This window comes from Streptomyces sp. L2 (assembly GCF_004124325.1).
In the GTDB taxonomy this organism is placed as follows: Bacteria; Actinomycetota; Actinomycetes; order Streptomycetales; family Streptomycetaceae; genus Streptomyces.
This window is the reverse complement of record NZ_QBDT01000001.1, coordinates 6,230,219-6,252,476: the sequence shown is the minus strand read 5'-3', so window position 1 is coordinate 6,252,476 and position 22,258 is coordinate 6,230,219. Positions and strand designations below refer to the sequence as shown.

The following is a 22,258-nucleotide window of genomic DNA, read 5'->3' as shown; positions in this document are numbered from 1 at the left end:
GATGCGCGCCGTTGACGGGGTTGAAACCCGGCCGGAGAGTGGTATTCCCCCGCGAGGGGGACAAGCGCGGCGCCGGTGCCGCGCTGTGGATCGGGGGGTCTGCCATGAGCGCTGCCAGGTCCTGGCGTCACGTTCCCGTCGCCCGTCGCGCGAACGGGCCGCGCGGTAGCGGTTCCGGGGTGCCCGGTGCCGCGGGGCCCGGTGCCGGGCTGCCCTGGGCGGACATCCTGATGTCCGCGATCGCCGCCGTGAGCTGGGCGTTGATCGGCATGGGAGGGACGGCCGCGCTCGGTCTGCACCTGCTGCGGGCGGACTCGGCCGGCTCACTGGGCCCCATGACGGCGGCCGTTGTGGTGCTGGGGGCAGGTGGTTCCGTCTCCCCGTCGGGCGATGTGTCCGCCTTTGGACTGAAAGGCGCCCAGGCCCACACCGCCGTCGAGATCACGCCACTCGGGGTGAGCCTGGCGGGCGCGCTGCTGCTGTCGTGGTTCTTCCTACGGTCCCTGCGCACGGCCGGAGTTGTGATCGCCCCCGCCGAACTCCTCGCGCGCGCGGGCACGGTGGTCGCGCTCTTCGTGGGGATGCTGGGCGGTCTCGCCTGGGCCGGCCACGACGTCATCACCCTCGACGGCGCGGCCCTCGGCCTCGGCAGGCTGCCCGGCGCCGGGGGCGGCAAGGGCGGCGGGATCAGCATTCCGGGACTCGGCGGCCTCGGGGACATCGGGGGACTGCTGCCGGACCGGATCGGCGACCTCATCCACGCCAAGGCGGCGGTCGGGTTCACCGTGGACACCGCGGCCACCCTGCTCGGCGGTTTCGCCTGGTCCGCCGGGGTTCTGCTGATCGCGCTGCTCGCCGCACGCCGAACGCCCCTGCCGCGCGGCTGGAGCGTGGTGCACCGGGTGGTACGGCCCGCGGTCTCGGCGCTGGTCACCGTGCAGCTCGTGGCCGTGGTGGCGGGGATCGCGGCGGCCGCGTACGCCGCGCTCGGCGACGACCACCCCCGGCGGATCGCCGGCGCGGCCCTCCTGGGCGCCCCGAACGGAGTCTGGCTCGGGGTCTCGCTGGGTCTGTTCGTCCCGTGGACCGGCAGGGCGACCGGTGCCCTCGCGACCGTGCTCCCCCACCCCTTGGACCAGTTCCTGACCCCCCGCTCCGACCGGCCCGTGACCCTGGGCCGGCTGGCGGATCTGGACGGGCGCGTCTGGCTGCTGGCGGTGGCGGCGGCTCTGCTGATGCTGCTGGCGGGGGTGCTGACGGCGGTACGGACCCCGGTGCCGGGCGGGCCGCGCGCCGGGAGTCCCCCCGGTGGGGCGCGCTTCGTGAGGCAGTGCGCGGTACGGCTGGCGCTCGCGACGGCACTCGCGCTGCCGCTCCTCACCCTGCTGACCGACGTGACGGCGAACGCCTCGCTGTCCGTGCTGGGCCTCGACGCGTTCGGGGCCGGCATCGACCTCCACGGACACCTCGGGACGGCGCTGCTGCTGGGGGCGGCGTGGGGTGCGGGGGCGGGGGCCGCGGGGGCGGCCCTGGCCCGGGCGTGCGGGGTCGCGGGGACACGGGCGGCGGCCCTGGCAACGGAGGCCGGGGCAGGGGCCGTCGAGAAGGCGGCGGACAAGGCGGCGGACGGGGCCACGCGGGGCCCGGTCGAGCACGCCGGGGACGGCCCGTACCGACCGAGTTCGCCGTACCGGCCGCCCGACCCCGGCACCAATCCGTACCTCCGTCGGCCGGAGGGGCTGAGGGAGGAGCCGGAGGACGCGCGGCCCGGCCCGCGATCGGCGCCGCCCGGTGACGACCTGTCCGGCGCTCCCACCGTCGCCGGTCCGCTCGGCCCGGCCCCATCGCCGCTACGCCCACCCCGGCGGGGTCCCGAGACCGACCGCGGCCGTCGCCCACGGAGGTCCCCCGGCACCTGGCCACCACCCCCTCCCCCACCACCCCCGCCCGCACCACCGGACACACCGAAGGGACGCGGCCACTGAGTCACCTGGCGCCGGGCTGAGTGCGGCCGTTTCCGGGTGGCGGGGCGGGGGCGCGGCGGGGCCCCGGCATGCGGGCGGTGGAGGGGGCGGAAGGGGCTGTACCCGGGCGCTGCAACCGTCGGCGGAACGGGGCCGCGTCCGGGCGATGCAACCGGGGCGGAACGCAACCGTGCAAGTCGGTACGGCCGAGGTCGAGCGGGGCAATAGCGGGCGGTGAAGGGTGGTGGCAGGAGCCGTGCCCGGGCGGCGAAACCATCGGCGGAACGGGGCCGCATCCGGGCGATGCAACCGTTGGCGGAAAGGAGGCCGTGCCCTGGAGCTGCGAGCGGGGCGGAGCGGGGTCGCAGCCGGGCGGTGGGCGGGGCGGAAGGCGACCGTGCCTGGGCGGTGGAGGCGAGGCTGGGCCGGGGCGCTTCCGGGCGGTGGAGGGTCGGGGCCGGCGTGGGAGAGTCGGGGTGGGTGCCTGTTGTTCCTGTGTCCGGCAGGCGGACCGTGTGGGCGCGCGGCACGGGGTGCCGGATACGGTGGTGACACCATGAGCGCTTCGCAGACCGCTTCGCAGACCTCCGAGGAACCCACTCTCCTCGTCAAGATCTTCGGCAAGGACCGGCCGGGCATCACGGCCGGCCTCTTCGACACCCTCGCCGCCTACCTGGTCGACGTCGTCGACATCGAGCAGGTCGTCACCCGGGGCCGCCTGGTGCTGTGCGCGCTGGTCACGCAGCCGCCGGCCGGTCTGGAGGGCGACCTCAGGGCCACCGTACACAGCTGGGCCGAGTCGATGAAGATGGAGGCGGAGATCATCTCCGGGCACGGCGACAACCGTCCCCGTGGTCTCGGCCGCTCCCTGGTGACCGTCCTCGGACATCCGCTGACCGCCGAGTCGACGGCGGCCATAGCGGCCAGGATCGCGAAGGCCGGCGGCAACATCGACCGTATCTTCCGGCTCGCCAAGTACCCGGTGACCGCCGTGGAGTTCGCCGTTTCCGGCGTGGAGACGGAACCGCTGCGCACGGCCCTGGTGTCGGAGGCGGCGGCACTGGGTGTCGATGTCGCGGTCGTCGCGGCCGGCCTGCACCGGCGTGCCCAGCGGCTGGTGGTCATGGACGTGGACTCCACGCTCATCCAGGACGAGGTCATCGAGCTGTTCGCCGCGCACGCGGGCTGCGAGGACAAGGTCGCCGAGGTGACGGCGGCGGCGATGCGCGGTGAGCTGGACTTCGAGCAGTCGCTGCACGCGCGCGTGGCGCTGCTGCGGGGGCTGGACGCCTCGGTGGTGGACAAGGTGCGCAGCGAGGTCCGGCTGACGCCGGGCGCCCGTACGCTGATCCGCACCCTGAAGCGCCTCGGCTTCCAAGTGGGGGTCGTCTCCGGTGGTTTCACCCAGGTCACGGACGACCTGAAGGAGCGTCTGGGTCTGGACTTCGCGCAGGCCAACAAGCTGGAGATCGTCGACGGCCGGCTGACCGGCCGGGTCACCGGGGAGATCGTGGACCGGGCGGGCAAGGCGCGGCTGCTGCGCCGGTTCGCGGCGGAGGCCGGGGTCCCGCTGTCGCAGACCGTGGCGATCGGCGACGGCGCCAACGACCTCGACATGCTGAACGCGGCCGGCCTGGGCGTCGCCTTCAACGCCAAGCCGGTGGTCCGCCAGGCGGCGCACACGGCGGTGAACGTCCCCTTCCTCGACACGGTCCTGTATCTGCTGGGGATCACCCGCGAGGAGGTCGAGGCGGCCGACACGCACAGCGAGGGCTGAGCCTCCCGCGACCACGTACGGCCGAGGGCCCGGTACCTGGTCGGTACCGGGCCCTCGGCCGTAGCGGCCGGGTCGCCTCACTCGGAGGGCGCCCAGTAGTCCGCGAGGGTGGCCGTGCCCGGTTCGAGGCCCTTCCAGGTGCCGTCGAAGGTCAGCAGCGCGAAGCCGGCGGCGGGGAAGCCGCGGCGGTTCATCCGCTCGCGGGCGTCGCCCTCGGCCGTGCCGGCGAGGATCTCGGCCAGGCCGTGCACGCCCGGGTTGTGGCCGATCAGGACGGCCGACCGCACGTCGTCGGGGATCTCGTTGAGCACGGCGATCAGCTCGCCCGGCGAGGCCTCGTAGACCCGCTCCTCGTAGACGGTCTTCGGCCGGTGGGTGAGTTCGTGGACGGCGAGCTTCCAGGTCTCGCGGGTCCGGGTCGCGGTGGAGCACAGGGCCAGGTCGAAGGTGATGCCGGTGTCGGTCAGCTTGCGTCCGGCGACCGCGGCGTCCATGCGGCCTCGCTCGGCGAGCGGGCGCTCATGGTCGGACACCTCGGGCCAGTCGGCTTTCGCATGCCGGAAAAGGACGATCCTGCGGGGTTCTGCGACGCTCATGGAACCCAGCTTCGCATGAAACAGGCCATGCGGCGCAGGGAGTTGACATGGGGATTCACCGCGCACGGAGGCGTCGCGTCAGCGCGTGAGCAGCAGCTGCACGCGCTCGAAGAGGTGGGCGATCACCGGGTCGCCGCTCGCCGCGTGCGCGTCCGCGGGGTTCAGTATCAGCGCGAGGAGCGCGATGAAGGCGAGCGCGGGCAGGGCGAGGGCCCACCAGCGCAGCCGGGTGTCGACGCCGCCCGTGGTCGCCGGGTGGGGCCGGGTGTGCGTACGGGCCGGCATGGTCGCCTCCGTGGTCTTCGAGTGGTCCGTGTGGCCGTCTGCCGTGGTCACACTTCGAAGCTACGGAATCCGGGGTCGCCAACCCATCCGGAGATCCACCCACTTGACCCTGACCCTCACCCCCTAGGGGATGGTGGGGCCAGCCCCACCATGGCCGGTCAGGAGGGCGCTCAGGGGCCGGTCAGGGGGAGGCGAGGGTCGCGATGACGGCGATGACGGCGAAGATCGCGAAGAACGTGCCGAAGACGAGCAGCAGCTTCTTCTGGCTGTTCTGCGGGTGTGGATCGAGCACTGGCATGCGGCCAGTCTCCCACCTCTCGCCCGGGCCTGGCCCGCCGGGGTCCGCCGCGTGTCGCCCGGTCCGGTGAGGCCGTCAGCGCGCGGCCGCCGCCTCGTCCTCGACCGTGCGGTCGCGGCCCGCGAGGAAGCCCACCGCCATCTGGGGCAGCATCAGCGCCGCCATCAGGGCGATCGGCACGCCCCAGCCACCGCTCTGCTGGTAGAGGACGCCCACCAGGAGGGGGCCGGGGATGGAGATCAGGTAGCCGGTGCTCTGCGCGAACGCGGACAGCTGGGCGACGCCCGCGCCGGTCCGGGCCCGCATGCCGACCATCGTCAGCGCCAGCGGGAAGGCACAGTTGGAGACGCCGAGGAGCAGGGCCCAGGCCCAGGCGCCGGCGGCCGGCGCCAGGTACAGGCCGGCGTATCCGGCGAGGCCGCAGACGCCGAGGGCCAGGACGATCGGCCCCTGGTGGGGCAGGCGGGTGGCGAGCCGCGGTATGACGAAGGCGAGGGGCACTCCCATGACCATGGTGACCGCGAGCAGCAGGCCCGCCGTACCGGCGGGGACACCGGCGTCCCGGAAGATCTGCGCCATCCAGCCCATCGTGATGTAGGCGGCGGTGGCCTGGAGTCCGAAGAACACGGCGAGCGCCCAGGCGGTGCGGCTCCGGGTGATCCGCAGCGCGGGCGCCGGCTCGGGACCGGCTTCGGCGTCCGGCTCGGCGTCCGCCTGGGGTGCTGGGCCGGCGGGGGTGGCGCCCCGGTCCCGTACCAGCGGGAGCCACGGCAGTACGGCGACGGCCGCGATCACCGCCCATACGGTGAGCCCGGACTGCCAGCTGCCGCCCAGCGCGTCGGTCATCGGCACGGTGACCGCGGCGGCGAGGGAGGTGCCGAGGGCGAGGGCCATCGAGTACAGGCCGGTCATGGAGCCGACCCGGTCCGGAAACCAGCGCTTGACGATGACCGGCATCAGCACGTTGCTGACGGCTATGCCCATCAGGGCGAGCGCGCTGCCGGCCAGGAATCCGGCCGTGTTCCCCGTGTACGGCCGTATCAGCAGGCCGGCGGTGATGGCGGCCATGCCCGCGCAGACCACGGCGGCGAGGCCGAAGCGGCGGGCGAGGCGGGGGGCCATGACGCCGAAGACGGCGAAGCAGAGCGGCGGCACGGAGGTGAGCACGCCGGCCACGCTGCCGCTCATGCCGAGCCCGTCGCGGACCTCCTCCAGGAGCGCGCCGAGGCTGGTGATGGCGGGGCGTAGGTTCAGCGCGGACAGCACGATGCCGACGACGACCAGACGGGCCGCCCACGCGCGCGGGCGGCCCGGTGCCGCGGCCGGATCGCGCGGGTCCGTGGGACTGTCCGTCCGGACCGTCCTGCCGCCCGACCGGACCGTCCTGCCGCCCGACCGGACCGTCCTGCCGTCCGGCCGGGTGTCCGGCCCGGGGTCCGTCCTGCTGTCCGTGGTCCGGGTTTCCTCACTAGCCATGCGACCCATCATAGAATCATGGGATGATTGGTTGTCCATTCCCGGGACGGCGGCTCCCGGGCCCGTCGTGCGAAGGTGTGCCATGCCTCTGAGCCACCCGCGCCGTTCAGCGCTGTCCGAGCAGGTCATCGCCGAACTGCGCAATCAGATCGCGTCCGGCGAGTGGCCGGTCGGCTCGCGCATCCCGACCGAGCCGGAGCTGGTCGAGCAGCTCGGCGTCGCCCGCAACACGGTCCGCGAGGCCGTCCGCGCGCTCGCGCACAACGGCCTGCTGGACATCCGCCAGGGCTCCGGCACCTACGTCGTGGCGACGAGCGAGCTGGCCGGCGTGATGCACCGCCGGTTCGCCGGTGCCGACCCGCGGCACATCGCCGAACTGCGCTCCACGCTGGAGTCCGCGGCGGCGAAGATGGCCGCCGAGCGGCGCACCGAGAAGGACCTCAAGCAGCTGGACGCGCTGCTCGTCCGGCGTGAGGAGGCGTGGGAGACGGGCGAGGCGGAGGTCTTCGTGGCGGCCGACGCGACGTTCCACCTGGCCGTGGTGGCCGCCTCCCACAACGACGTCATGATGGCGATGTACGCCGACCTGGGCGAGGTCCTACGGGACTGGCTGCGCGCGGACGTCGGCGCGGACATGAGCCCGCGCGCGCACATGGACCACGGCCGGCTGGTGGACGCGATCCGCGCGGGCGACGCTCAGTCGGCGGCCACGGAGGCGGCGAGCTACCCGTTCCTGTGCCGTCCGGACCGGTTCGGCTGACCCTCCGTCCGGTCCGAGCCGGCCTTCCGGTGGCCGTCCGGCCGGTTCAGGTCACCTTCTGGTGGCTGACCCACGCCGAGCCGACGTCAGCCCAGCAGCGCCCGGTCAGCCGTACGGTCATGGCGGGTCCGGCGTCCACAGCGGCGCCGTCGGTGTCGATGTCCCACCAGCGGGCGCACTCGATGTGCAGGCTCACGCGGTCGGTGTCGACATAGGGGTTGTGGCAGTAGGCGACCACGTGGGAGCCGTGCACGGTCGTACGGCAGGAGGAGCCGAAGAGGTCCGGCACGTGCGGCTTTCCGTCGCTCGCGCGCGCGTGGGAGGCCGCGCCGTGCGGCGGGGACAGCAGGAGGGCTGCGGCCAGGGTCACCGGGGCCAGGCTGCGGGACAGGCGCACAAGGGGACCTCCTCGGCCGGGCTGCGAGGGATTGCGCGAGGTGAACGCGGTTCCAGCGTGCGGCCTCGGGGGCGTGACGCGCCTGGCCGGTGAGCCGTTCGGGTGACGCCCGGAACGGGCAGAGGCCCACACCAAGGGGGTGTGGGCCTCCGCCGTGGAGTGGGGGTGGCGCTCAGGCGCCGATGGCGTGCAGACCGCCGTCGACGTGGATGATCTCGCCGGTGGTCTTCGGGAACCAGTCGCTGAGCAGGGCGACGACACCGCGGCCGGCCGGCTCGGGGTCCTTCAGGTCCCACTCCAGCGGGGAGCGGGTGTCCCACACGGCGGCCAGGTCGCTGAAGCCCGGGATGGACTTGGCGGCCATGGAGCCGATCGGGCCGGCCGAGATGAGGTTGCAGCGGATGTTCTGCTTGCCGAGGTCACGGGCCATGTAGCGGCTGGTGGCCTCCAGGGCGGCCTTGGCCGGGCCCATCCAGTCGTACTGCGGCCAGGCGTACTGGGCGTCGAAGGTGAGGCCGACGACCGAGCCGCCGTTCTGCATCAGCGGGAGGCACGCCGTGGTCAGCGACTTCAGGGAGAACGCCGAGACGTGCATGGCGGTGGAGACCGACTCGAACGGCGTGTTCAGGAAGTTGCCGCCGAGCGCGTCCTGGGGGGCGAAGCCGATGGAGTGGACGATGCCGTCCAGGCCGCCCAGCTCCTCGCCGACGACGTCGGCCAGCCGCCCGAGGTGCTCCTCGTTCGTCACGTCCAGCTCGATGACCTTGGCGGGCTTCGGCAGCTTCTTGGCGATGCGCTCGGTCAGGGTCGGCCGCGGAAACGCGGTCAGGATGATCTCGGCGCCCTGCTCCTGGGCCAGCTTGGCGACGTGGAAGGCGATGGAGGACTCCATCAGCACACCCGTGACCAGGATGCGCTTGCCCTCGAGAATTCCGCTCATGGTGATCAGTGACCCATTCCCAGTCCGCCGTCAACGGGAATGACGGCTCCAGTGATGTACGAGGCGTCGTCCGAGGCGAGGAACCGCACCGCGGCGGCGATCTCCTCCGGCTGCGCGTACCGGCCCAGCGGCACCTGGGCCACGATGCCCTCACGCTGCTTCTCGCTGAGCGCCTTGGTCATGTCGGTGTCGACGAAACCGGGCGCGACGACGTTGAAGGTGATGTTGCGCGAGCCCAGCTCACGGGCGAGGGAGCGCGCGAAGCCGACCAGGGCGGCCTTGGAGGCGGCGTAGTTCGCCTGCCCCGCCGAGCCGAGCAGGCCGACGACGGAGGAGATCAGGACGACCCGGCCCTTCTTGGCGCGCAGCATGCCGCGGTTGGCGCGCTTGACGACCCGGAAGGTGCCGGTGAGGTTGGTGTCGATGACCGAGGTGAAGTCCTCCTCGGACATGCGCATCAGCAGCTGGTCCTTGGTGACGCCGGCGTTGGCGACGAGGACCTCGACCGGGCCGTGCTGGTCCTCGATCTCCTTGTAGGCCTGCTCCACCTGCTCCGGGTCGGTGATGTCGCACCTGACCGCCAGGAAGCCGGCCGGCGGCTCGCCCGAGCGGTAGGTGATCGCGACCTTGTCGCCGGCGTCGGCGAACGCGCGGGCGATGGCGAGGCCGATGCCCCGGTTTCCTCCGGTGACGAGAACCGAGCGGCTCAACGGATCACCCTTTCGATAGCGGCTTGAAGCGGTCCGACAACCCGCCCGGACACCTTCGATGGCAGGCGGCTTCATCGAAAACCTATCGGTAGCGCCGCCGCGGAGGGCAAGCGGGCACCGACAGTGGCTCGCGGGCGTCACTGTCGGGTCCCTACAGAAAGAGCCGGTGGCACACCCAAACCTGTGGTCCGCCGGGCCGGTCCCGCGACATGATCGGACCCGACAGGACACGACAGCAGGGAGACCTCGGTGCCTCATACGATCGACGAAGCCTTCACGGCGCTTCCGCTACGGTCCCTGGCCGACGCCGCGCTGGCACGCGCGCGTGCGCTCGGGGCGGAGCACGCCGACTTCCGGTTCGAGCGGGTGCGCAGCGCGTCCTGGCGGCTCAGGGACGCCAAGCCGGCCGGGTCGTCGGACACCACCGACCTGGGGTACGCGGTGCGGGTCGTGCACGGCGGGACGTGGGGTTTCGCGTCCGGTGTGGACCTGAGCCTCGCCGCCGCGGCGAAGGTCGCCTCGCAGGCGGTGGCGATGGCGAAGCTGTCCGCCCAGGTGATCAGGGCGGCCGGGTCGGACGAGAGGGTGGAGCTGGCCGGCGAGCCGGTGCACGCCGAACGGACGTGGATCTCGTCGTACGAGATCGACCCGTTCTCCGTGCCGGACGAGGAGAAGGCCGCGCTGCTGGCCGACTGGAGCGCACGGCTGCTCGCGGCGAACGGCGTGAACCACGTGGACGCCTCGCTGCTCACCGTGCACGAGAACAAGTTCTACGCCGACACGGCCGGGACCGTGACGACGCAGCAGCGGGTGCGGCTGCACCCGCAGCTGACGGCGGTGTCGGTGGACGAGTCGAGCGGGGAGTTCGACTCGATGCGCACGATCGCGCCGCCCGTCGGCCGCGGCTGGGAGTACCTGACCGGCACCGGCTGGGACTGGGACGCCGAGCTGGAGCGGATCCCGGAGCTGCTGGCGGAGAAGATGCGGGCGCCGAGCGTGGAGCCGGGGCTGTACGACCTGGTCGTCGACCCGTCCAACCTGTGGCTGACGATCCACGAGTCCATCGGGCACGCCACCGAACTGGACCGGGCCCTCGGCTACGAGGCCGCCTACGCCGGCACGTCCTTCGCCACCTTCGACCAGCTGGGCAAGCTCAAGTACGGCTCCGAGCTGATGAACGTGACCGGTGACCGGACCGCCGAGCACGGCCTGGCGACCGTCGGCTACGACGACGAGGGCGTCGAGGCGCAGTCCTGGGACCTGGTGAAGGACGGCACGCTGGTGGGCTACCAGCTGGACCGCCGGATCGCGAGGCTGACCGGTTTCGAGCGGTCCAACGGGTGCGCGTACGCCGACTCCCCCGGGCACGTGCCTGTGCAGCGCATGGCCAACGTCTCGCTGGCGCCGGATCCGGCGGGGCTGTCCACGGAGGACCTCATCGGGGGTGTCGACCGGGGCATCTACGTGGTCGGGGACCGGTCCTGGTCGATCGACATGCAGCGGTACAACTTCCAGTTCACCGGGCAGCGCTTCTTCCGGATCGAGAACGGCCGGATCACCGGTCAGCTGAAGGACGTCGCCTACCAGGCCACGACCACCGACTTCTGGGGTTCGATGGCCGCCGTCGGCGGTCCGCAGACGTACGTCCTGGGCGGCGCCTTCAACTGCGGCAAGGCCCAGCCGGGGCAGGTCGCGGCGGTGTCGCACGGGTGCCCCTCCGCCCTCTTCAAGGGCGTCAACATCTTGAACACCACGCAGGAGGCCGGTCGATGAGCGCCAGCAGCAGCAAGCCGCACGAGATCGTCGAGCGGGCCCTGGAGCTGTCCACCGCCGACGGCTGTGTCGTCATCGCCGACGAGGAGTCGACCGCCAACCTGCGCTGGGCGGGCAACGCGCTGACGACGAACGGCGTGACGCGCGGCCGTACGCTCACCGTGATCGCCACCGTGGACGGGAAGGAGGGCACCGCCTCCGGTGTGGTGTCCCGGTCCGCGGTGACCGCGGAGGAGCTGGAGCCGCTGGTACGCGCCGCGGAGGCCGCCGCGCGCGGGGCCGGAGCGGCCGAGGACGCGCGGCCGCTGGTGTCGGGGGTGCCCGAGTCGCCGGACTTCGCGGACGTGCCCGCCGAGACCTCGTCCGCCGTGTTCGCGGACTTCGCCCCGGCCCTCGGCGAGGCGTTCGCACGCGCGCGTGCGGGCGGCCGGGAGCTGTACGGCTTCGCCAACCACGAGCTGGTGTCGACGTACGTGGGCACGTCGACGGGCCTGCGGCTGCGGCACGACCAGCCGACCGGCACGCTGGAGATGAACGCCAAGTCCCCGGACCGGACGCGATCGGCGTGGGCCGGCAGCTCCACGCGGGACTTCAAGGACGTCGACCCGGGAGTGATGGACGCCGAGCTGGCCGTACGCCTGGGGTGGGCCGAGCGGCGCCTGGAGCTGCCCGCGGGCCGCTACGAGACGCTGCTGCCGCCGACCGCGGTGGCGGACCTGCTGATCTACCAGATGTGGTCGGCTTCGGGCCGGGACGCGGCCGAGGGTCGCACGGTGTTCTCCAAGCCCGGCGGGGGCACGCGCGTGGGCGACCGGCTCTCCGAGCTGCCGCTGACCCTGCGCAGCGACCCGGACGAGCCCGGTCTGGAGTGCCCGTCGTTCGCGGTCGCCCACTCCTCCGACGGCGACCAGTCGGTGTTCGACAACGGGCTGCCCGTACGCGCCACCAAGTGGATCGACGAGGGCGTGCTCCGGCATCTGACGACCAGCCGGCACAGTGCCGCGCTGACCGGGCTGCCGGTCGCCCCGGCGCCGGGGAACCTGATCCTGGACGGCGGGACGGACCGCTCGCTCCAGGAGATGGTCGCCGGTACCGAGCGCGGGCTGCTGCTGACCTGCCTGTGGTACATCCGCGAGGTCGACCCGGCGACGCTGCTGCTGACCGGGCTGACCAGGGACGGCGTCTACCTCGTGGAGAACGGCGAGGTGACCGGGCAGGTGAACAATTTCCGGTTCAACGAGTCGCCGGTGGACCTGCTGGGCCGGGCCACGGAGGCGGGGCGGACGGAGAAGACGCTGCCGCGCGAGTGGAGCGACTGGTTCACGCGGGCCGCGATGCCCGCGCTGCGGATCCCCGATTTCAACATGAGCTCTGTCAGCCAGGGCGTATAACCTCGTAGTCGGCTGTCACCCGACTGCCCGAAGATCACCGAGGAGACACGAGAACCGTGACGGACATCGTCGACGAGCTGAAGTGGCGCGGGCTCCTGGCCCTCTCCACGGACGAGGACGCATTGCGCAAGGCGTTCGCGGACGGCCCTGTCACGTTCTATTGCGGGTTCGATCCGACCGCGCCCAGCCTGCACCTGGGGAATCTCGTGCAGATTCTCACGATGCGCCGGATCCAGCAGGCGGGCAACCGCCCGCTGGGCCTGGTCGGGGGTGCCACGGGCCTGATCGGCGACCCCAAACCGACGGCCGAGCGCACGCTGAACTCTCCTGAGGTCGTCGCCGGCTGGGTGGAGCGCCTGCGTGCGCAGATCCAGCCGCTGCTCGATTTCGAGGGTCCGAACGCGGCGATCATGGTCAACAACCTCGACTGGACCCAGGGCATGTCGGCCATCGAGTTCCTGCGCGACATGGGCAAGCACTTCCGCGTCAACAAGATGATCGCCAAGGAGGCCGTCTCCCGTCGGCTCAACTCCGACGCGGGCATCAGCTACACGGAGTTCAGCTACCAGATCCTGCAGGGGATGGACTTTCTGGAGCTGTACCGGCGTCACGGCTGCACGCTGCAAACCGGCGGCAGCGACCAGTGGGGCAACCTGACGTCCGGCACCGACCTGATCCACCGGGTCGACCCGGGCGCCGTGGTGCACGCACTGGGCACGCCGCTGATCACGAAGGCGGACGGCACGAAGTTCGGCAAGACGGAGTCCGGCACTGTCTGGCTGGACCCCGAGATGACGACGCCGTACGCGTTCTACCAGTTCTGGGTGAACGCGGACGACCGTGACGTCTCGAAGTTCCTGCGCATCTTCAGCTTCAAGTCCCGCGAGGAGATCGAGGAGCTGGAGCGCCAGACCCAGGAGCGTCCGCAGGCGCGGGCCGCGCAGCGGGCCCTCGCCGAGGAGCTGACCACGCTGGTGCACGGCGCCGACCAGACGGCCGCCGTGATCGCCGCGTCCAGGGCCCTCTTCGGCCAGGGCGAGCTCGCGGAGCTGGACGAGCGGACGCTGGCCGCCGCGCTGGCCGAGGTGCCGCACATCCGGGTCGCCGAGCCGGCCCCGGTGGTGGACCTGTTCGCCGAGGTCGGCCTGGTGGCCAGCAAGTCCGCCGCGCGGCGGACGGTCAAGGAGGGCGGTGCCTACGTGAACAACGTGAAGGTCGCCGCCGAGGACGCCGTCCCGGCGAAGGAGGACCTCCTGCACGGGCGGTGGCTGGTGCTGCGGCGCGGCAAGAAGAACCTGGCGGCGGTCGAGGTCGGCTCCGCCTGAGCCACAAGCACACGCAATTACAGTGAAGGGCGGCTTCCCGCGCGGGGAGCCGCCCTTCGCCGTGTCCGGCCGTTCCTCAGGCCCGCTGCCGTTGCCGCTTGTGCTTGCCCAGGGTGGCCATGTAGAGCATGTCGACCACGCCCACGATGATGATCGCCGCGACCAGCTGGAAGATGTGCCGGCTCCAGTCGATTCCCGGGGTCGCCTCCACACCGGCGGCGCGGGCGACGGCGTTGCCGACGATGGCGCCGAGGATGCCGCAGATGGTGGTCAGCCAGAGGGGGCTGTGCTGCTTGCCGGGGATGACCGCCTTGGCGATGATGCCCAGCACGAATCCCACGATGATCGCCCACAACCAGCCCATGGCTGCCTCCTCGTACGGCTCGACGTGAGCATTACGGCCAGTCTGGGTGCGCCCATCGGACGGCGCACGTCGGGTTCCCCCGGATGCGGGAGCGGGCCCGGCGTTCCCGCAGGCGGGGGGCGACCCGGTCTCGTCGGCGGACCGGCCGCGGCGTACCGTGGAAGGTGTCCGAGCCGGGTCCCCGCCGGAGCGGGTGACGGTGCGGGCCGGGGGGAGAGTCCGATGCGGGCGGATGGTGGAACAGTGACGCGGAAGCAGCGCGACGGCGGTCCCGGGGTGTTCCGGATCACCGGTGCCCGGACCGGGCTGGCCGAGGACATCCGGGGCCGGCAGCGGCGCTACGTCATCTCGATGTCGGTCCGGACCGTCGCGGTGATCCTCGCGGCGACGCTGTGGAACGTGGAGCGGTACGTCGCGATCGTGGCCCTGGTGCTGGGCGCGGTCCTGCCGTACATCGCGGTGGTCATCGCGAACGCGGGGCGGGAGCGGCCGCCGTCGCTGCCGTCGACCTTCGTCACCGTGCCGTTCAAGCCGATGATCACGGCGCCGCGCACGGAGGAGGAGCCGGCGCAGGCCGCGCAGGAGGACGCGCCGGGCCGGGAAAGCGGAACGTGATCCCCCGTCAAGCTCAAGAAAAGCTCAGATCAATCATGCAGTTCCAGTGCCGGGCGACGGGTCACCCGTGACATACTGCGTACGCGCTCCGCATCCCCCGTCGGAGCGACGGACCGACGCCGGGCAGCTCCCCCCGTGGCTGCTCGGCGTCGCCTTGTGTACGGGGCTCGGTGAGACGGAAAGCCAGTACACCAGTGAGTGACGAGACCCCCATCTGCTCCGCCAAGGGCTGCCGCAGCGCCGCCGTGTGGGTGCTGGCGTGGAACAACCCGAAGATCCACACGCCGGAGCGGCGCAAGACGTGGCTCGCCTGCGAGGAGCACCGCGAGCACCTCTCGCAGTTCCTGGGGGTGCGGGGGTTCCTGAAGGACGTGGTCCGGTTCGAGGAGTGGCAGGAGCGCGAGGGCTCGTAGGCCTTTCGGCTGGTGGGCCCCCTCTCGGATCAGACCGCGGATCGGACCGCGGATCAGACCCTGGCCGCTAGCCGCCGATCGCCGACATCGGGCGGTCCGGCTGGACGAAGGACGGGTCGTCGAGGCCGGCGCCGGCCTTCTTGCCCCACATCGCCAGGCGCCAGATGCGGGCGATCTCCTCGTCCGGGGCGTCGGAGCGCAGGGCCGCGCGCAGGTCGGTCTCCTCGGTCGCGAACAGACAGGTGCGGACCTGGCCGTCGGCCGTGAGGCGGGTGCGGTCGCAGGCCGCGCAGAACGGGCGGGTGACCGAGGCGATCACGCCCACCCGGTACGGGCCGCCGTCGACCAGCCAGCGCTCCGCCGGGGCGGAGCCGCGCTCGTCCGCGCCCTCGGGGGTGAGGTCGAAGCGGGTGCGCAGGGAGGCGAGGATGTCGCCGGCGGTGACCATGCCCTCGCGCTTCCAGCCGTGCTGGGCGTCCAGGGGCATCTGCTCGATGAAGCGCAGTTCGTAGTCGTGCTCCAGGGCCCAGGCCAGCAGGTCGGGGGCCTCGTCCTCGTTCAGGCCGGGCATCAGGACGGTGTTGACCTTGACCGGGGTGAGGCCGGCCTCGCGGGCGGCCTGGAGTCCTTCGAGGACGTCCTTGTGGCGGTCGCGACGGGTGAGGGCCTTGAAGACGTCCGGGCGGAGGGTGTCCAGGGAGACGTTGACCCGGTCCAGGCCCGCCGCCTTCAGGGCGGTCGCGGTGCGGCGCAGGCCGATGCCGTTGGTGGTGAGGGACATCTGGGGGCGCGGGGCGAGGGCCGCGACGCGCTCGACGATGCCGACGAGGCCGGGGCGGAGCAGGGGCTCGCCGCCGGTGAAGCGAACCTCCTCGACACCGAGCAGGCGGACCGCGATGTCGATGAGGCGGACGATCTCGTCGTCCGTGAGCAGGTCGGGCTTGGCCAGCCACTGCAGGCCCTCTTCGGGCATGCAGTACGTGCAGCGCAGGTTGCACCGGTCGGTCAGTGAGACCCGCAGGTCGGTGGCCACTCGGCCGTAGGTGTCGATGAGCACGTCGGCCCCCTCCCTCTTCCGGATCACTCCATTTTCCGCCACGCAGGTGGTCTCCGTCACCTGTGAGCCTACGTGAGACCAGTGACATCGAGAGCGGCCCGATCCGACGAGGTGGGGGACGGGCTCGTCGTAGGACCCTACGACGCGAGACCTCATATTGATTCAATCAATGTTGATTGCATCAATCATGCATAGTGAAGTCATGACTGGAATCACGAGCGCATGGTCCGCTCTCGGTGGTGACCCTGCCCTTCTCGCGCGGGTCACCACCGTGCCGCGGGAGGGCGCCCTCGCCGCCCGCCTTCCCGTCCGGGAACTGGCCCGCGCCTGCGTCGGGGCGTGCGCGCTGGCCGCCGCCGAGCTGGGGGCTCGCCGGGCCGGGCTCGCCGAGGTGCCGGAGGTGCGCGTCGACGACGGGGCGGTCGCCGCCGCCTTCCACAGTGAGCGGCTGGTGCGGATCGACGGGCGGACGCCGGTCTCCTTCGCGCCGCTGTCCCGGTTCTGGCCGGCCGCCGACGGCTGGGTCCGCACCCACGCCAACTACCCCCACCACCGGGCCCGGTTGCTCGGTGCGCTGGGCCTGGCGGAGGACGCCTCGGTGGAGGACGTGGCCGGCCGGATCGGCGAACTGCCCGCGCTGGAGGTGGAGGAGTCGGTGTACGGCGCCGGCGGGCTCGCCGTGGCCCTGCGCACCCCACAGGAGTGGCCCGGGCACGCGCAGGCCGCTGCCGTGGCCGCACGGCCGCTGGTCGAGCGGGAACGGACGGCCCCGGCACGCGCGCGTACGCTCCCGGCCACAGTCCCTCCCGCCTCTCCCCTGCTGCCGGCCGCCGGGCTGCGGGTCCTGGACCTGACCCGCGTCCTCGCCGGCCCGGTCGCCACCCGCACGCTGGCCCTGCTGGGCGCCGACGTGCTCCGCCTGGACGCTCCGCGGCTGCCCGAACTCGCCGACCAGCACGCGGACACGGGCTTCGGCAAGCGCTCGGCGCTGCTCGATCTGGACACCGACCGGGCGGCCTTCGAGGAGCTGCTGGCCTCGGCGGACGTCGTGGTCACCGGGTACCGGCCGGGCGCCCTGGACCGTTTCGGCCTCTCCCCGGAGGCGCTGGCCGAGCGGCGGCCGGGACTGGTCGTCGCGCAGGTGTCGGCGTGGGGCGCGCACGGGCCGTGGGCCGGGCGGCGCGGCTTCGACAGCCTCGTGCAGGTCGCGACGGGCATCGCCGCCATCGAGGGTACGGACGGCCGGCCCGGCGCCCTGCCCGCCCAGGCGCTGGACCACGGCACCGGATACCTGCTGGCGGCGGCCGTACTGCGGGCGCTGACCGAGCGGTCGTACGACGGCGGGGGCCGGACGGTCCGGCTGGCTCTGGCCCGCACCGCGCAGTGGCTGACGGGCGGACTCCGGCCGGATCCCGTCCCGGGCACCTCGTACGAGGGTCCGGACGCCTGGGTGACGGAGACGGCCGGCCCCCTGGGCGAGCTGCGGCATGCCCTGCCGCCCGTGTCCTTCGCCGGCGGGCCCACGGACTGGGCGCGCCCGCCGGTGCCGTGGGGCTCGGACCCCGCCCGCTGGAATCAACGTTGATTCAGTACGCCCAGTGGCTCAACCCCGGGTGGGATGCGTGCCGTTCGTCACCAGCACCTTGAGCGCCGTCCGCTCGTCCATGGCTTTGTAGCCCTCGGGCACGTCCTCGATGCCGACGGTCATGTCGAACACCGGGGAGGGGTCGATCGTGCCGGACAGGACGTCGGGCAGCAGCTCGGGGATGTAGGTGCGGACGGGGGCGACGCCGCCGCGCAGGGCGATGTTCCGGTCGAACATCACGCCGAGGTCCAGGCCGGTGCCGCTGCCGTGCGGGACGCCGACGAAGCCGATCGCGCCGCCGTCGCGCGTGATCTCGACGGCCGTCCGCATCGACTGCTCGGTGCCGACCGCCTCGACGACCGCGTGCGCGCCCTGGCCGCGGGTCAGGGCGCGCACGGCCTCGACGGCCGCCTCCCCGCGCTCGGCGACCACGTCGGTGGCACCGAAGCGGCGCGCGATGTCGGTCCGCACCGCGTGCCGGCCCAGGGCGATGATCCGCTCGGCGCCCAGCCTCTTGGCGGCCAGCACGGCGCACAGGCCGACGGCGCCGTCCCCGACGACGGCGACCGTGGCGCCGGGGCGGACGCCCGCGCCGAGCGCCGCGTGGTGGCCCGTGCCCAGGACGTCGGAGAGGGTCAGCAGCGCGGACAGCAGATGGTCGTCGGAGGCGGCCTCCTTGGGCAGCCGGACGAGGGTGCCGTCGGCGAACGGCACGCGCACCGCCTCGCCCTGGCCGCCGTCGTAGCCGACGGAGCCCCAGAAGCCGCCGTGCTCGCAGGACGTCGTCAGGCCCTCGCGGCAGTAGTCGCAGACGCCGTCGGACCACATGAAGGGCGCGACGACCAGGTCTCCGGTGCGGATGGTGCCCACCTCCGAGCCGGTCTCCTCGACGATCCCGAGGAACTCGTGGCCGATGCGCTGCCCCGGCTGCCGGGCCGCCTCGCCGCGGTAGGCCCACAGGTCGCTGCCGCAGACGCAGGCGCGCAGCACGCGCACGACGGCGTCGGTGGGCAGTTGCACCACCGGGTCGGGGACGTCCTCCACGCGCATGTCGTACGGGGCGTGGATGGTGGTGGCGCGCATGGCGAGGGTCCTTCTCGTGCTCGTGCGAAGTGGTGCGGTGTGCCCTGGGGGTGGTCGGGCGCACCTCACCGTACGCCGCGCCGGGCCGGGGCCGCGACGCGCGGGGCGCCCCCGGACCTGCGGGACTACACCCCGGCCGCTCCCAGCAGGCTGCCGGCGACGTAGGTGACGGCCATGGCGAGCGCGCCGCCCAGGACGTTGCGCAGGACCGCCCGGCCCGGGGCCGCCGCGCCGAGCCGGGCGCTGCTCCAGCCGGTGATGACGAGCGCGGCGAGCACGGAGAGCACGGTGACGAGCAGCCGCCAGTGGGCGGACGGCAGGACGATGGCCAGCAGGGGCAGCAGGGCGCCCACAGTGAAGGCCACGAAGCTCGCCCAGGCGGCGTGCCAGGGGTTGGTCAGCTCGTCGGGGTCGATGCCCAGCTCCACGCTGGCGTGGGCGCGCAGCGCGTCCCGCGCGGTGAGCTGCTCAGCGGCCTCGCGGGCCACCTCCCGGGACAGGCCGCGCGCGCGGAGCAGTTCGGTGAGTTCCCGCAGTTCGGCGTCCGGCTGTTCCCTCAGCTCCCGGCGTTCCACGGCCAGCGCGGCCATCTCGGAGTCGCGCTGCGTGGACACGGAGACGTATTCGCCGGCCGCCATGGACATCGACCCGGCGAGCAGTCCGGCGAGGCCGGCGGTGAGCAGGGCGGCGCGGTCGTCGGTGGCCCCGGCCACGCCGACGACGATGCCCGCGGTGGAGACGATGCCGTCGTTCGCGCCGAGCACGGCGGCCCGCAGCCAGTTCAGCCGGGCGGCGAGCGCGCCCCCGTGGTTCTCCTCGTGGGTCGGTTCGGTCACAGACGGAGGATGGCACCCCGCGTGTCACCAGACGCGTACCGACGCTCCTCGGGCGAAGACCGGGCTGGTCGCGCCGGGGGGCGGTTCGTCGAGCGGCTCGGCGATCTCGGCGACCGTGGGGCCGGCCTTGGCCGCGACGGCGTCGAGGAAGGCGAGGTCGAAGCCGTAGACGCGGGCCGCGTTGCCGCCGAGCATGGCCGCCAGCTCCGCGCGCGGGACGCCCGCGCAGGAGAAGCGGAGGGCTTCGCGGGTGTAGGGGTGGGTGCCCTCGTCGTGCGGGTAGTCGCTGCCCCACATGATCTTGTCGACGCCGATGCGGTCGCGCAGCGGGACCTCGTGCGGGCGCATGAAGCTGGCGCCGACGAAGCAGTTGTCCCGCCACACCCGGGAGGGCGGGCCGCCCATGCCGTCGGCCAGCCCGACGCCGAACTTGGCCTCCGCGGTGTCGGCCCGGGAGGCGGAGGCGACCAGCCGCTCGTGGTAGTAGTCCAGCATGTCGAGCACCCCGGGGATCCAGCCGGAGCCCTGCTCGGTGAGGACGAGCCGCAGGCCGGGGTGACGGCGGAAGGCGCCGCCGAAGACGAGGTGCCACAGGGCGCGGTGGGAGAACCAGGTCGTCTCGACCATGAAGACCGCGCGGGCGGCCGGTTCGTCGCCGAGCGGCGGGGAGGCGGACCCGGCGTGGTGGTTGACGGGGACGCCCAGCTCGGCGCAGACCGCCCAGATCGGGTCGTACACGCGCGCGTGGAGTTCGGGGAGGCCGGAGCCGGGCGGGGTGCCGGGCAGCAGCAGACCGCCCGTCAGGCCGGCCGCCACGCACCGGCGGATCTCCGCGACGGCCTCCTCGACGTCGTTCAGGAGGATCTGGAAGACGCCCGCCCGACGGCCCGGCGCGGCGGCGCAGAAGTCCGCGAGCCAGCGGTTGTGGGCGCGCAGGCCCGCCCAGCGCCGCTCGAACTCCCCGGCGGTGGGGGCGGGGGCCATGAGCGAGCCGGACGGGAAGAACGGCGGGATGGTGTTCGGGAAGACGACCTCGGCGACGATCCCGTCCGCCTCCAGCTCCGCCAGCCGCCGCCCGGAGTCCCAGTTCCGGTCGGCGGAGTCGGCGAGCAGGTTCTCGTAGGGGTTGACGTACGTGGCCGCCCAGGCGTCGAAGTCGTCGTGGAAGCGGCGCTCCAGGTAGGGCTGGTAGTCGAGGAGGTCGGCGCCGGCGTGGCAGTCGGCGGAGATGACGGTGTACCGCTCGTCGATGGGTCGGTCGTCGCCGTGCCGGTCGGGGGCGTGTCGGTCGTCGCCGTTCCGGTCGTCGGTGCTCACCGGTCCGCCTCCGTGGGCGCGGGCCCCAGCACGGGGAAGTCGTGGCCGGTGAGCCAGTGCCGGCCCACCTCGCGGGAGCGGGCCCAGGAGTCTTCCACGGCCGTCTGGTCGGCGCTCTGGCCGAGGTCGGCGGGGGTCGGGCCGATGCGGTGGGCCAGCGGGGTCAGCCTGCCGACGTCGAAGCCGAACGCCTCGGCCGCGGCCAGGCCCAGCATGCGGCGGGTCTCGGCGACCGGAATGTCGTGGAAGGTGCGGCGCAGCCACGCGCGCGTGTCGGGCCAGGTGCCCTCCGGGTGCGGGAAGTCGCTGCCCCACAGGATGTTGTCGACGCCGATCTCGTAGCGCTGGGCGAGTTCGCGCCGCTTGGTGTTGGTGGCGCACACGAACACCTGCCGGTCCAGGTACTCGTGGGGCGCGCGTTTCAGCTCCTGGAACGGGGAGAGCTTCTTGCCGCCGTGCGCGCCGAGGTAGAGGCGGTCCATGAACCACAGCAGGTTCGGCAGCCACCAGCAGCCCGACTCGGCGACCCCGAACCGCAGCCCGGGGTGGCGTTCGAACACGCCGGACCAGAGCAGGAACCACAGGGGGCGGGCGGGCCACCAGGTCACCTCGCTGACGTAGATGCCGAGGTGGTCGCCGTACTCGTCCCTCGGGGCCGCGCCGGAGTGGGTGAGCACGGGCATCTGGCACTCGGCGGCCGCCGCCCACACGGGGTCGTAACGGCGGTCGTGGTACGGCTCCTTGCCGGCCCACATGGCCGGGATCATCAGCGCGCCGAGGCCGGACTCCCGGGCCCGGTGGATCTCGGCGACGACGGCGCCGGTCTCGGCGGTGACGGGCAGCAGGGCGACTCCGCAGTGCCGCTCGGGGTGCTCGGAGACGAACTCCGCGAGCCAGCGGTTGTGGGCGCGGGCGCCGGCCATGCCCAGTTCGGGGTCGTGGTCGCCGGACAGGCCGAGGCCCACGCCGAAGGGAGCCGCCGTCCGGCTGTCCACCGCGTCGGCGTCGGGGAAGACGACCTCGGCGGCCACCCCGTCGCCGTCCAGCTCCTTCAGGCGCTGCGCGCTGTCCCAGCCGCCGCGCAGGCCCTCCTCGTTGTCCTGGAACCACTTGTCCGCGAACGCCTCGTTGCGGATGCCGAGCCGGGTCATCTCCTCGCGCCGCCGGTCGCGGCCGGCGAGGAAATCGTCGAAGTCCCGGTGGAAGCGGGACTCCAGGTAGGGCCGGTACCGCTCGGTGGGCAGCCCGGCGTGACAGTCGGAGGAGATGATCAGGTACGGGTCCTGGCCGGCCATG

The 22,258-nt window shown here is 72.9% G+C and carries 22 protein-coding genes; 9 read left to right on the top strand and 13 right to left on the bottom strand.

The window, feature by feature from the left end:
• Positions 1-104: 104 nt before the first annotated feature.
• Positions 105-1,985 (top strand): streptophobe family protein, encoded by a 1,881-nt coding sequence (locus DBP14_RS27975; protein WP_277752738.1) that lies wholly within the window; start codon positions 105-107, stop codon positions 1,983-1,985.
• Positions 1,986-2,520: 535 nt separating this feature from the next.
• Positions 2,521-3,741: a phosphoserine phosphatase SerB gene (gene serB, locus DBP14_RS27970; RefSeq protein WP_129309874.1), complete on the top strand. Its 1,221-nt coding sequence runs from the start codon at positions 2,521-2,523 to the stop codon at positions 3,739-3,741.
• A 77-nt stretch (positions 3,742-3,818) separates the two neighbouring features.
• Here serB and DBP14_RS27965 read toward each other — a convergent pair whose 3' ends face one another.
• The 4 genes from DBP14_RS27965 to DBP14_RS27955 all read right to left on the bottom strand — a co-directional run bounded on the left by DBP14_RS27965 (position 3,819) and on the right by DBP14_RS27955 (position 6,408).
• The gene (locus tag DBP14_RS27965) at positions 3,819-4,337 is read right to left on the bottom strand and encodes a histidine phosphatase family protein (protein ID WP_129309873.1); all 519 of its coding nucleotides are present in this window, start codon (positions 4,335-4,337) and stop codon (positions 3,819-3,821) included.
• A 78-nt stretch (positions 4,338-4,415) separates the two neighbouring features.
• Complete coding sequence (locus DBP14_RS27960) at positions 4,416-4,622, bottom strand: hypothetical protein (protein WP_129312126.1); 207 nt, start codon at positions 4,620-4,622, stop codon at positions 4,416-4,418.
• Positions 4,623-4,803: 181 nt separating this feature from the next.
• The gene (locus tag DBP14_RS37350; RefSeq protein WP_277752737.1) at positions 4,804-4,920 is read right to left on the bottom strand and encodes an SGM_5486 family transporter-associated protein; all 117 of its coding nucleotides are present in this window, start codon (positions 4,918-4,920) and stop codon (positions 4,804-4,806) included.
• A gap of 75 nt (positions 4,921-4,995) precedes the next feature.
• Positions 4,996-6,408 carry an MFS transporter gene (locus tag DBP14_RS27955; protein WP_241741050.1) on the bottom strand — a complete coding sequence of 471 codons (1,413 nt, stop codon included), beginning with the start codon at positions 6,406-6,408 and terminating at the stop codon, positions 4,996-4,998.
• 70 nt (positions 6,409-6,478) lie between these two features.
• Between DBP14_RS27955 and DBP14_RS27950 the strand changes: the two genes are divergently transcribed.
• On the top strand, positions 6,479-7,156 hold the full coding sequence (locus DBP14_RS27950) for a FadR/GntR family transcriptional regulator (protein ID WP_129309871.1): 678 nt from the start codon (positions 6,479-6,481) through the stop codon (positions 7,154-7,156).
• Between the two features lie 46 nt (positions 7,157-7,202).
• On the opposite strand, the gene DBP14_RS27945 is transcribed toward DBP14_RS27950, so the two are convergent.
• The 3 genes from DBP14_RS27945 to fabG form a co-directional block, all read right to left on the bottom strand.
• On the bottom strand, positions 7,203-7,553 hold the full coding sequence (locus DBP14_RS27945; RefSeq protein WP_129309870.1) for a hypothetical protein: 351 nt from the start codon (positions 7,551-7,553) through the stop codon (positions 7,203-7,205).
• A gap of 172 nt (positions 7,554-7,725) precedes the next feature.
• On the bottom strand, positions 7,726-8,493 hold the full coding sequence (fabI, locus tag DBP14_RS27940) for an enoyl-ACP reductase FabI (protein ID WP_129309869.1): 768 nt from the start codon (positions 8,491-8,493) through the stop codon (positions 7,726-7,728).
• 5 nt (positions 8,494-8,498) lie between these two features.
• Positions 8,499-9,203, bottom strand: a complete 705-nt coding sequence (fabG, locus tag DBP14_RS27935) for a 3-oxoacyl-[acyl-carrier-protein] reductase (RefSeq protein WP_129309868.1) — start codon at positions 9,201-9,203, stop codon at positions 8,499-8,501.
• Positions 9,204-9,452: 249 nt separating this feature from the next.
• On the opposite strand from fabG, the gene DBP14_RS27930 reads away from it, so the two are divergent.
• The 3 genes from DBP14_RS27930 to tyrS are packed head-to-tail and all read left to right on the top strand — an operon-like array spanning position 9,453 to position 13,692.
• Positions 9,453-10,976 (top strand): TldD/PmbA family protein, encoded by a 1,524-nt coding sequence (locus tag DBP14_RS27930; protein ID WP_129309867.1) that lies wholly within the window; start codon positions 9,453-9,455, stop codon positions 10,974-10,976.
• On the top strand, positions 10,973-12,367 hold the full coding sequence (locus DBP14_RS27925; protein WP_129309866.1) for a metallopeptidase TldD-related protein: 1,395 nt from the start codon (positions 10,973-10,975) through the stop codon (positions 12,365-12,367). The genes DBP14_RS27930 and DBP14_RS27925 overlap by 4 nt, the downstream gene beginning before the upstream one ends.
• 56 nt (positions 12,368-12,423) lie before the next feature.
• A complete protein-coding gene (gene tyrS, locus DBP14_RS27920; protein ID WP_129309865.1) occupies positions 12,424-13,692 on the top strand; it encodes a tyrosine--tRNA ligase in 1,269 nt (422 codons plus the stop codon).
• A 76-nt stretch (positions 13,693-13,768) separates the two neighbouring features.
• Here tyrS and DBP14_RS27915 read toward each other — a convergent pair whose 3' ends face one another.
• A complete protein-coding gene (locus tag DBP14_RS27915; RefSeq protein WP_129309864.1) occupies positions 13,769-14,056 on the bottom strand; it encodes a GlsB/YeaQ/YmgE family stress response membrane protein in 288 nt (95 codons plus the stop codon).
• Positions 14,057-14,299: 243 nt separating this feature from the next.
• Between DBP14_RS27915 and DBP14_RS27910 the strand changes: the two genes are divergently transcribed.
• Both DBP14_RS27910 and DBP14_RS27905 read left to right on the top strand, forming a co-directional pair.
• Positions 14,300-14,671 carry a DUF3099 domain-containing protein gene (locus tag DBP14_RS27910; protein WP_241741049.1) on the top strand — a complete coding sequence of 124 codons (372 nt, stop codon included), beginning with the start codon at positions 14,300-14,302 and terminating at the stop codon, positions 14,669-14,671.
• A gap of 194 nt (positions 14,672-14,865) precedes the next feature.
• Positions 14,866-15,084, top strand: a complete 219-nt coding sequence (locus DBP14_RS27905; RefSeq protein WP_129309862.1) for a hypothetical protein — start codon at positions 14,866-14,868, stop codon at positions 15,082-15,084.
• A 67-nt stretch (positions 15,085-15,151) separates the two neighbouring features.
• Here DBP14_RS27905 and moaA read toward each other — a convergent pair whose 3' ends face one another.
• Positions 15,152-16,141, bottom strand: coding sequence for a GTP 3',8-cyclase MoaA (gene moaA, locus DBP14_RS27900; protein WP_241741294.1), 990 nt, complete (start codon positions 16,139-16,141; stop codon positions 15,152-15,154).
• A gap of 202 nt (positions 16,142-16,343) precedes the next feature.
• Between moaA and DBP14_RS27895 the strand changes: the two genes are divergently transcribed.
• Positions 16,344-17,726, top strand: coding sequence for a CoA transferase (locus tag DBP14_RS27895; protein WP_129309861.1), 1,383 nt, complete (start codon positions 16,344-16,346; stop codon positions 17,724-17,726).
• Positions 17,727-17,744: 18 nt separating this feature from the next.
• Here the strand turns inward: DBP14_RS27895 and DBP14_RS27890 are convergent, their stop codons facing one another.
• The 4 genes from DBP14_RS27890 to DBP14_RS27875 form a co-directional block, all read right to left on the bottom strand.
• Positions 17,745-18,809 (bottom strand): zinc-dependent alcohol dehydrogenase family protein, encoded by a 1,065-nt coding sequence (locus DBP14_RS27890; RefSeq protein WP_129309860.1) that lies wholly within the window; start codon positions 18,807-18,809, stop codon positions 17,745-17,747.
• A 125-nt stretch (positions 18,810-18,934) separates the two neighbouring features.
• Positions 18,935-19,645, bottom strand: a complete 711-nt coding sequence (locus DBP14_RS27885) for a VIT family protein (protein ID WP_129309859.1) — start codon at positions 19,643-19,645, stop codon at positions 18,935-18,937.
• A 24-nt stretch (positions 19,646-19,669) separates the two neighbouring features.
• Positions 19,670-20,896 carry an amidohydrolase family protein gene (locus DBP14_RS27880; protein ID WP_129312124.1) on the bottom strand — a complete coding sequence of 409 codons (1,227 nt, stop codon included), beginning with the start codon at positions 20,894-20,896 and terminating at the stop codon, positions 19,670-19,672.
• A 62-nt stretch (positions 20,897-20,958) separates the two neighbouring features.
• Positions 20,959-22,257 (bottom strand): amidohydrolase family protein, encoded by a 1,299-nt coding sequence (locus DBP14_RS27875; RefSeq protein WP_129309858.1) that lies wholly within the window; start codon positions 22,255-22,257, stop codon positions 20,959-20,961.
• Position 22,258: the final 1 nt, after the last annotated feature.

Excerpts from the sequence above, each read along its gene's own strand:
- DBP14_RS27975 (WP_277752738.1), top strand. The coding sequence starts at position 105 with ATGAGCGCTGCCAGGTCCTGGCGTCACGTTCCCGTCGCCCGTCGCGCG.
- serB (WP_129309874.1), top strand. The coding sequence starts at position 2,521 with ATGAGCGCTTCGCAGACCGCTTCGCAGACCTCCGAGGAACCCACTCTC.
- DBP14_RS27965 (WP_129309873.1), bottom strand. The coding sequence starts at position 4,337 with ATGAGCGTCGCAGAACCCCGCAGGATCGTCCTTTTCCGGCATGCGAAA.
- DBP14_RS27960 (WP_129312126.1), bottom strand. The coding sequence starts at position 4,622 with ATGCCGGCCCGTACGCACACCCGGCCCCACCCGGCGACCACGGGCGGC.
- DBP14_RS37350 (WP_277752737.1), bottom strand. The coding sequence starts at position 4,920 with ATGCCAGTGCTCGATCCACACCCGCAGAACAGCCAGAAGAAGCTGCTG.
- DBP14_RS27955 (WP_241741050.1), bottom strand. The coding sequence starts at position 6,408 with ATGATGGGTCGCATGGCTAGTGAGGAAACCCGGACCACGGACAGCAGG.
- DBP14_RS27950 (WP_129309871.1), top strand. The coding sequence starts at position 6,479 with ATGCCTCTGAGCCACCCGCGCCGTTCAGCGCTGTCCGAGCAGGTCATC.
- fabI (WP_129309869.1), bottom strand. The coding sequence starts at position 8,493 with ATGAGCGGAATTCTCGAGGGCAAGCGCATCCTGGTCACGGGTGTGCTG.
- DBP14_RS27925 (WP_129309866.1), top strand. The coding sequence starts at position 10,973 with ATGAGCGCCAGCAGCAGCAAGCCGCACGAGATCGTCGAGCGGGCCCTG.
- DBP14_RS27915 (WP_129309864.1), bottom strand. The coding sequence starts at position 14,056 with ATGGGCTGGTTGTGGGCGATCATCGTGGGATTCGTGCTGGGCATCATC.
- DBP14_RS27895 (WP_129309861.1), top strand. The coding sequence starts at position 16,344 with ATGACTGGAATCACGAGCGCATGGTCCGCTCTCGGTGGTGACCCTGCC.
- DBP14_RS27890 (WP_129309860.1), bottom strand. The coding sequence starts at position 18,809 with ATGCGCGCCACCACCATCCACGCCCCGTACGACATGCGCGTGGAGGAC.
- DBP14_RS27875 (WP_129309858.1), bottom strand. The coding sequence starts at position 22,257 with ATGGCCGGCCAGGACCCGTACCTGATCATCTCCTCCGACTGTCACGCC.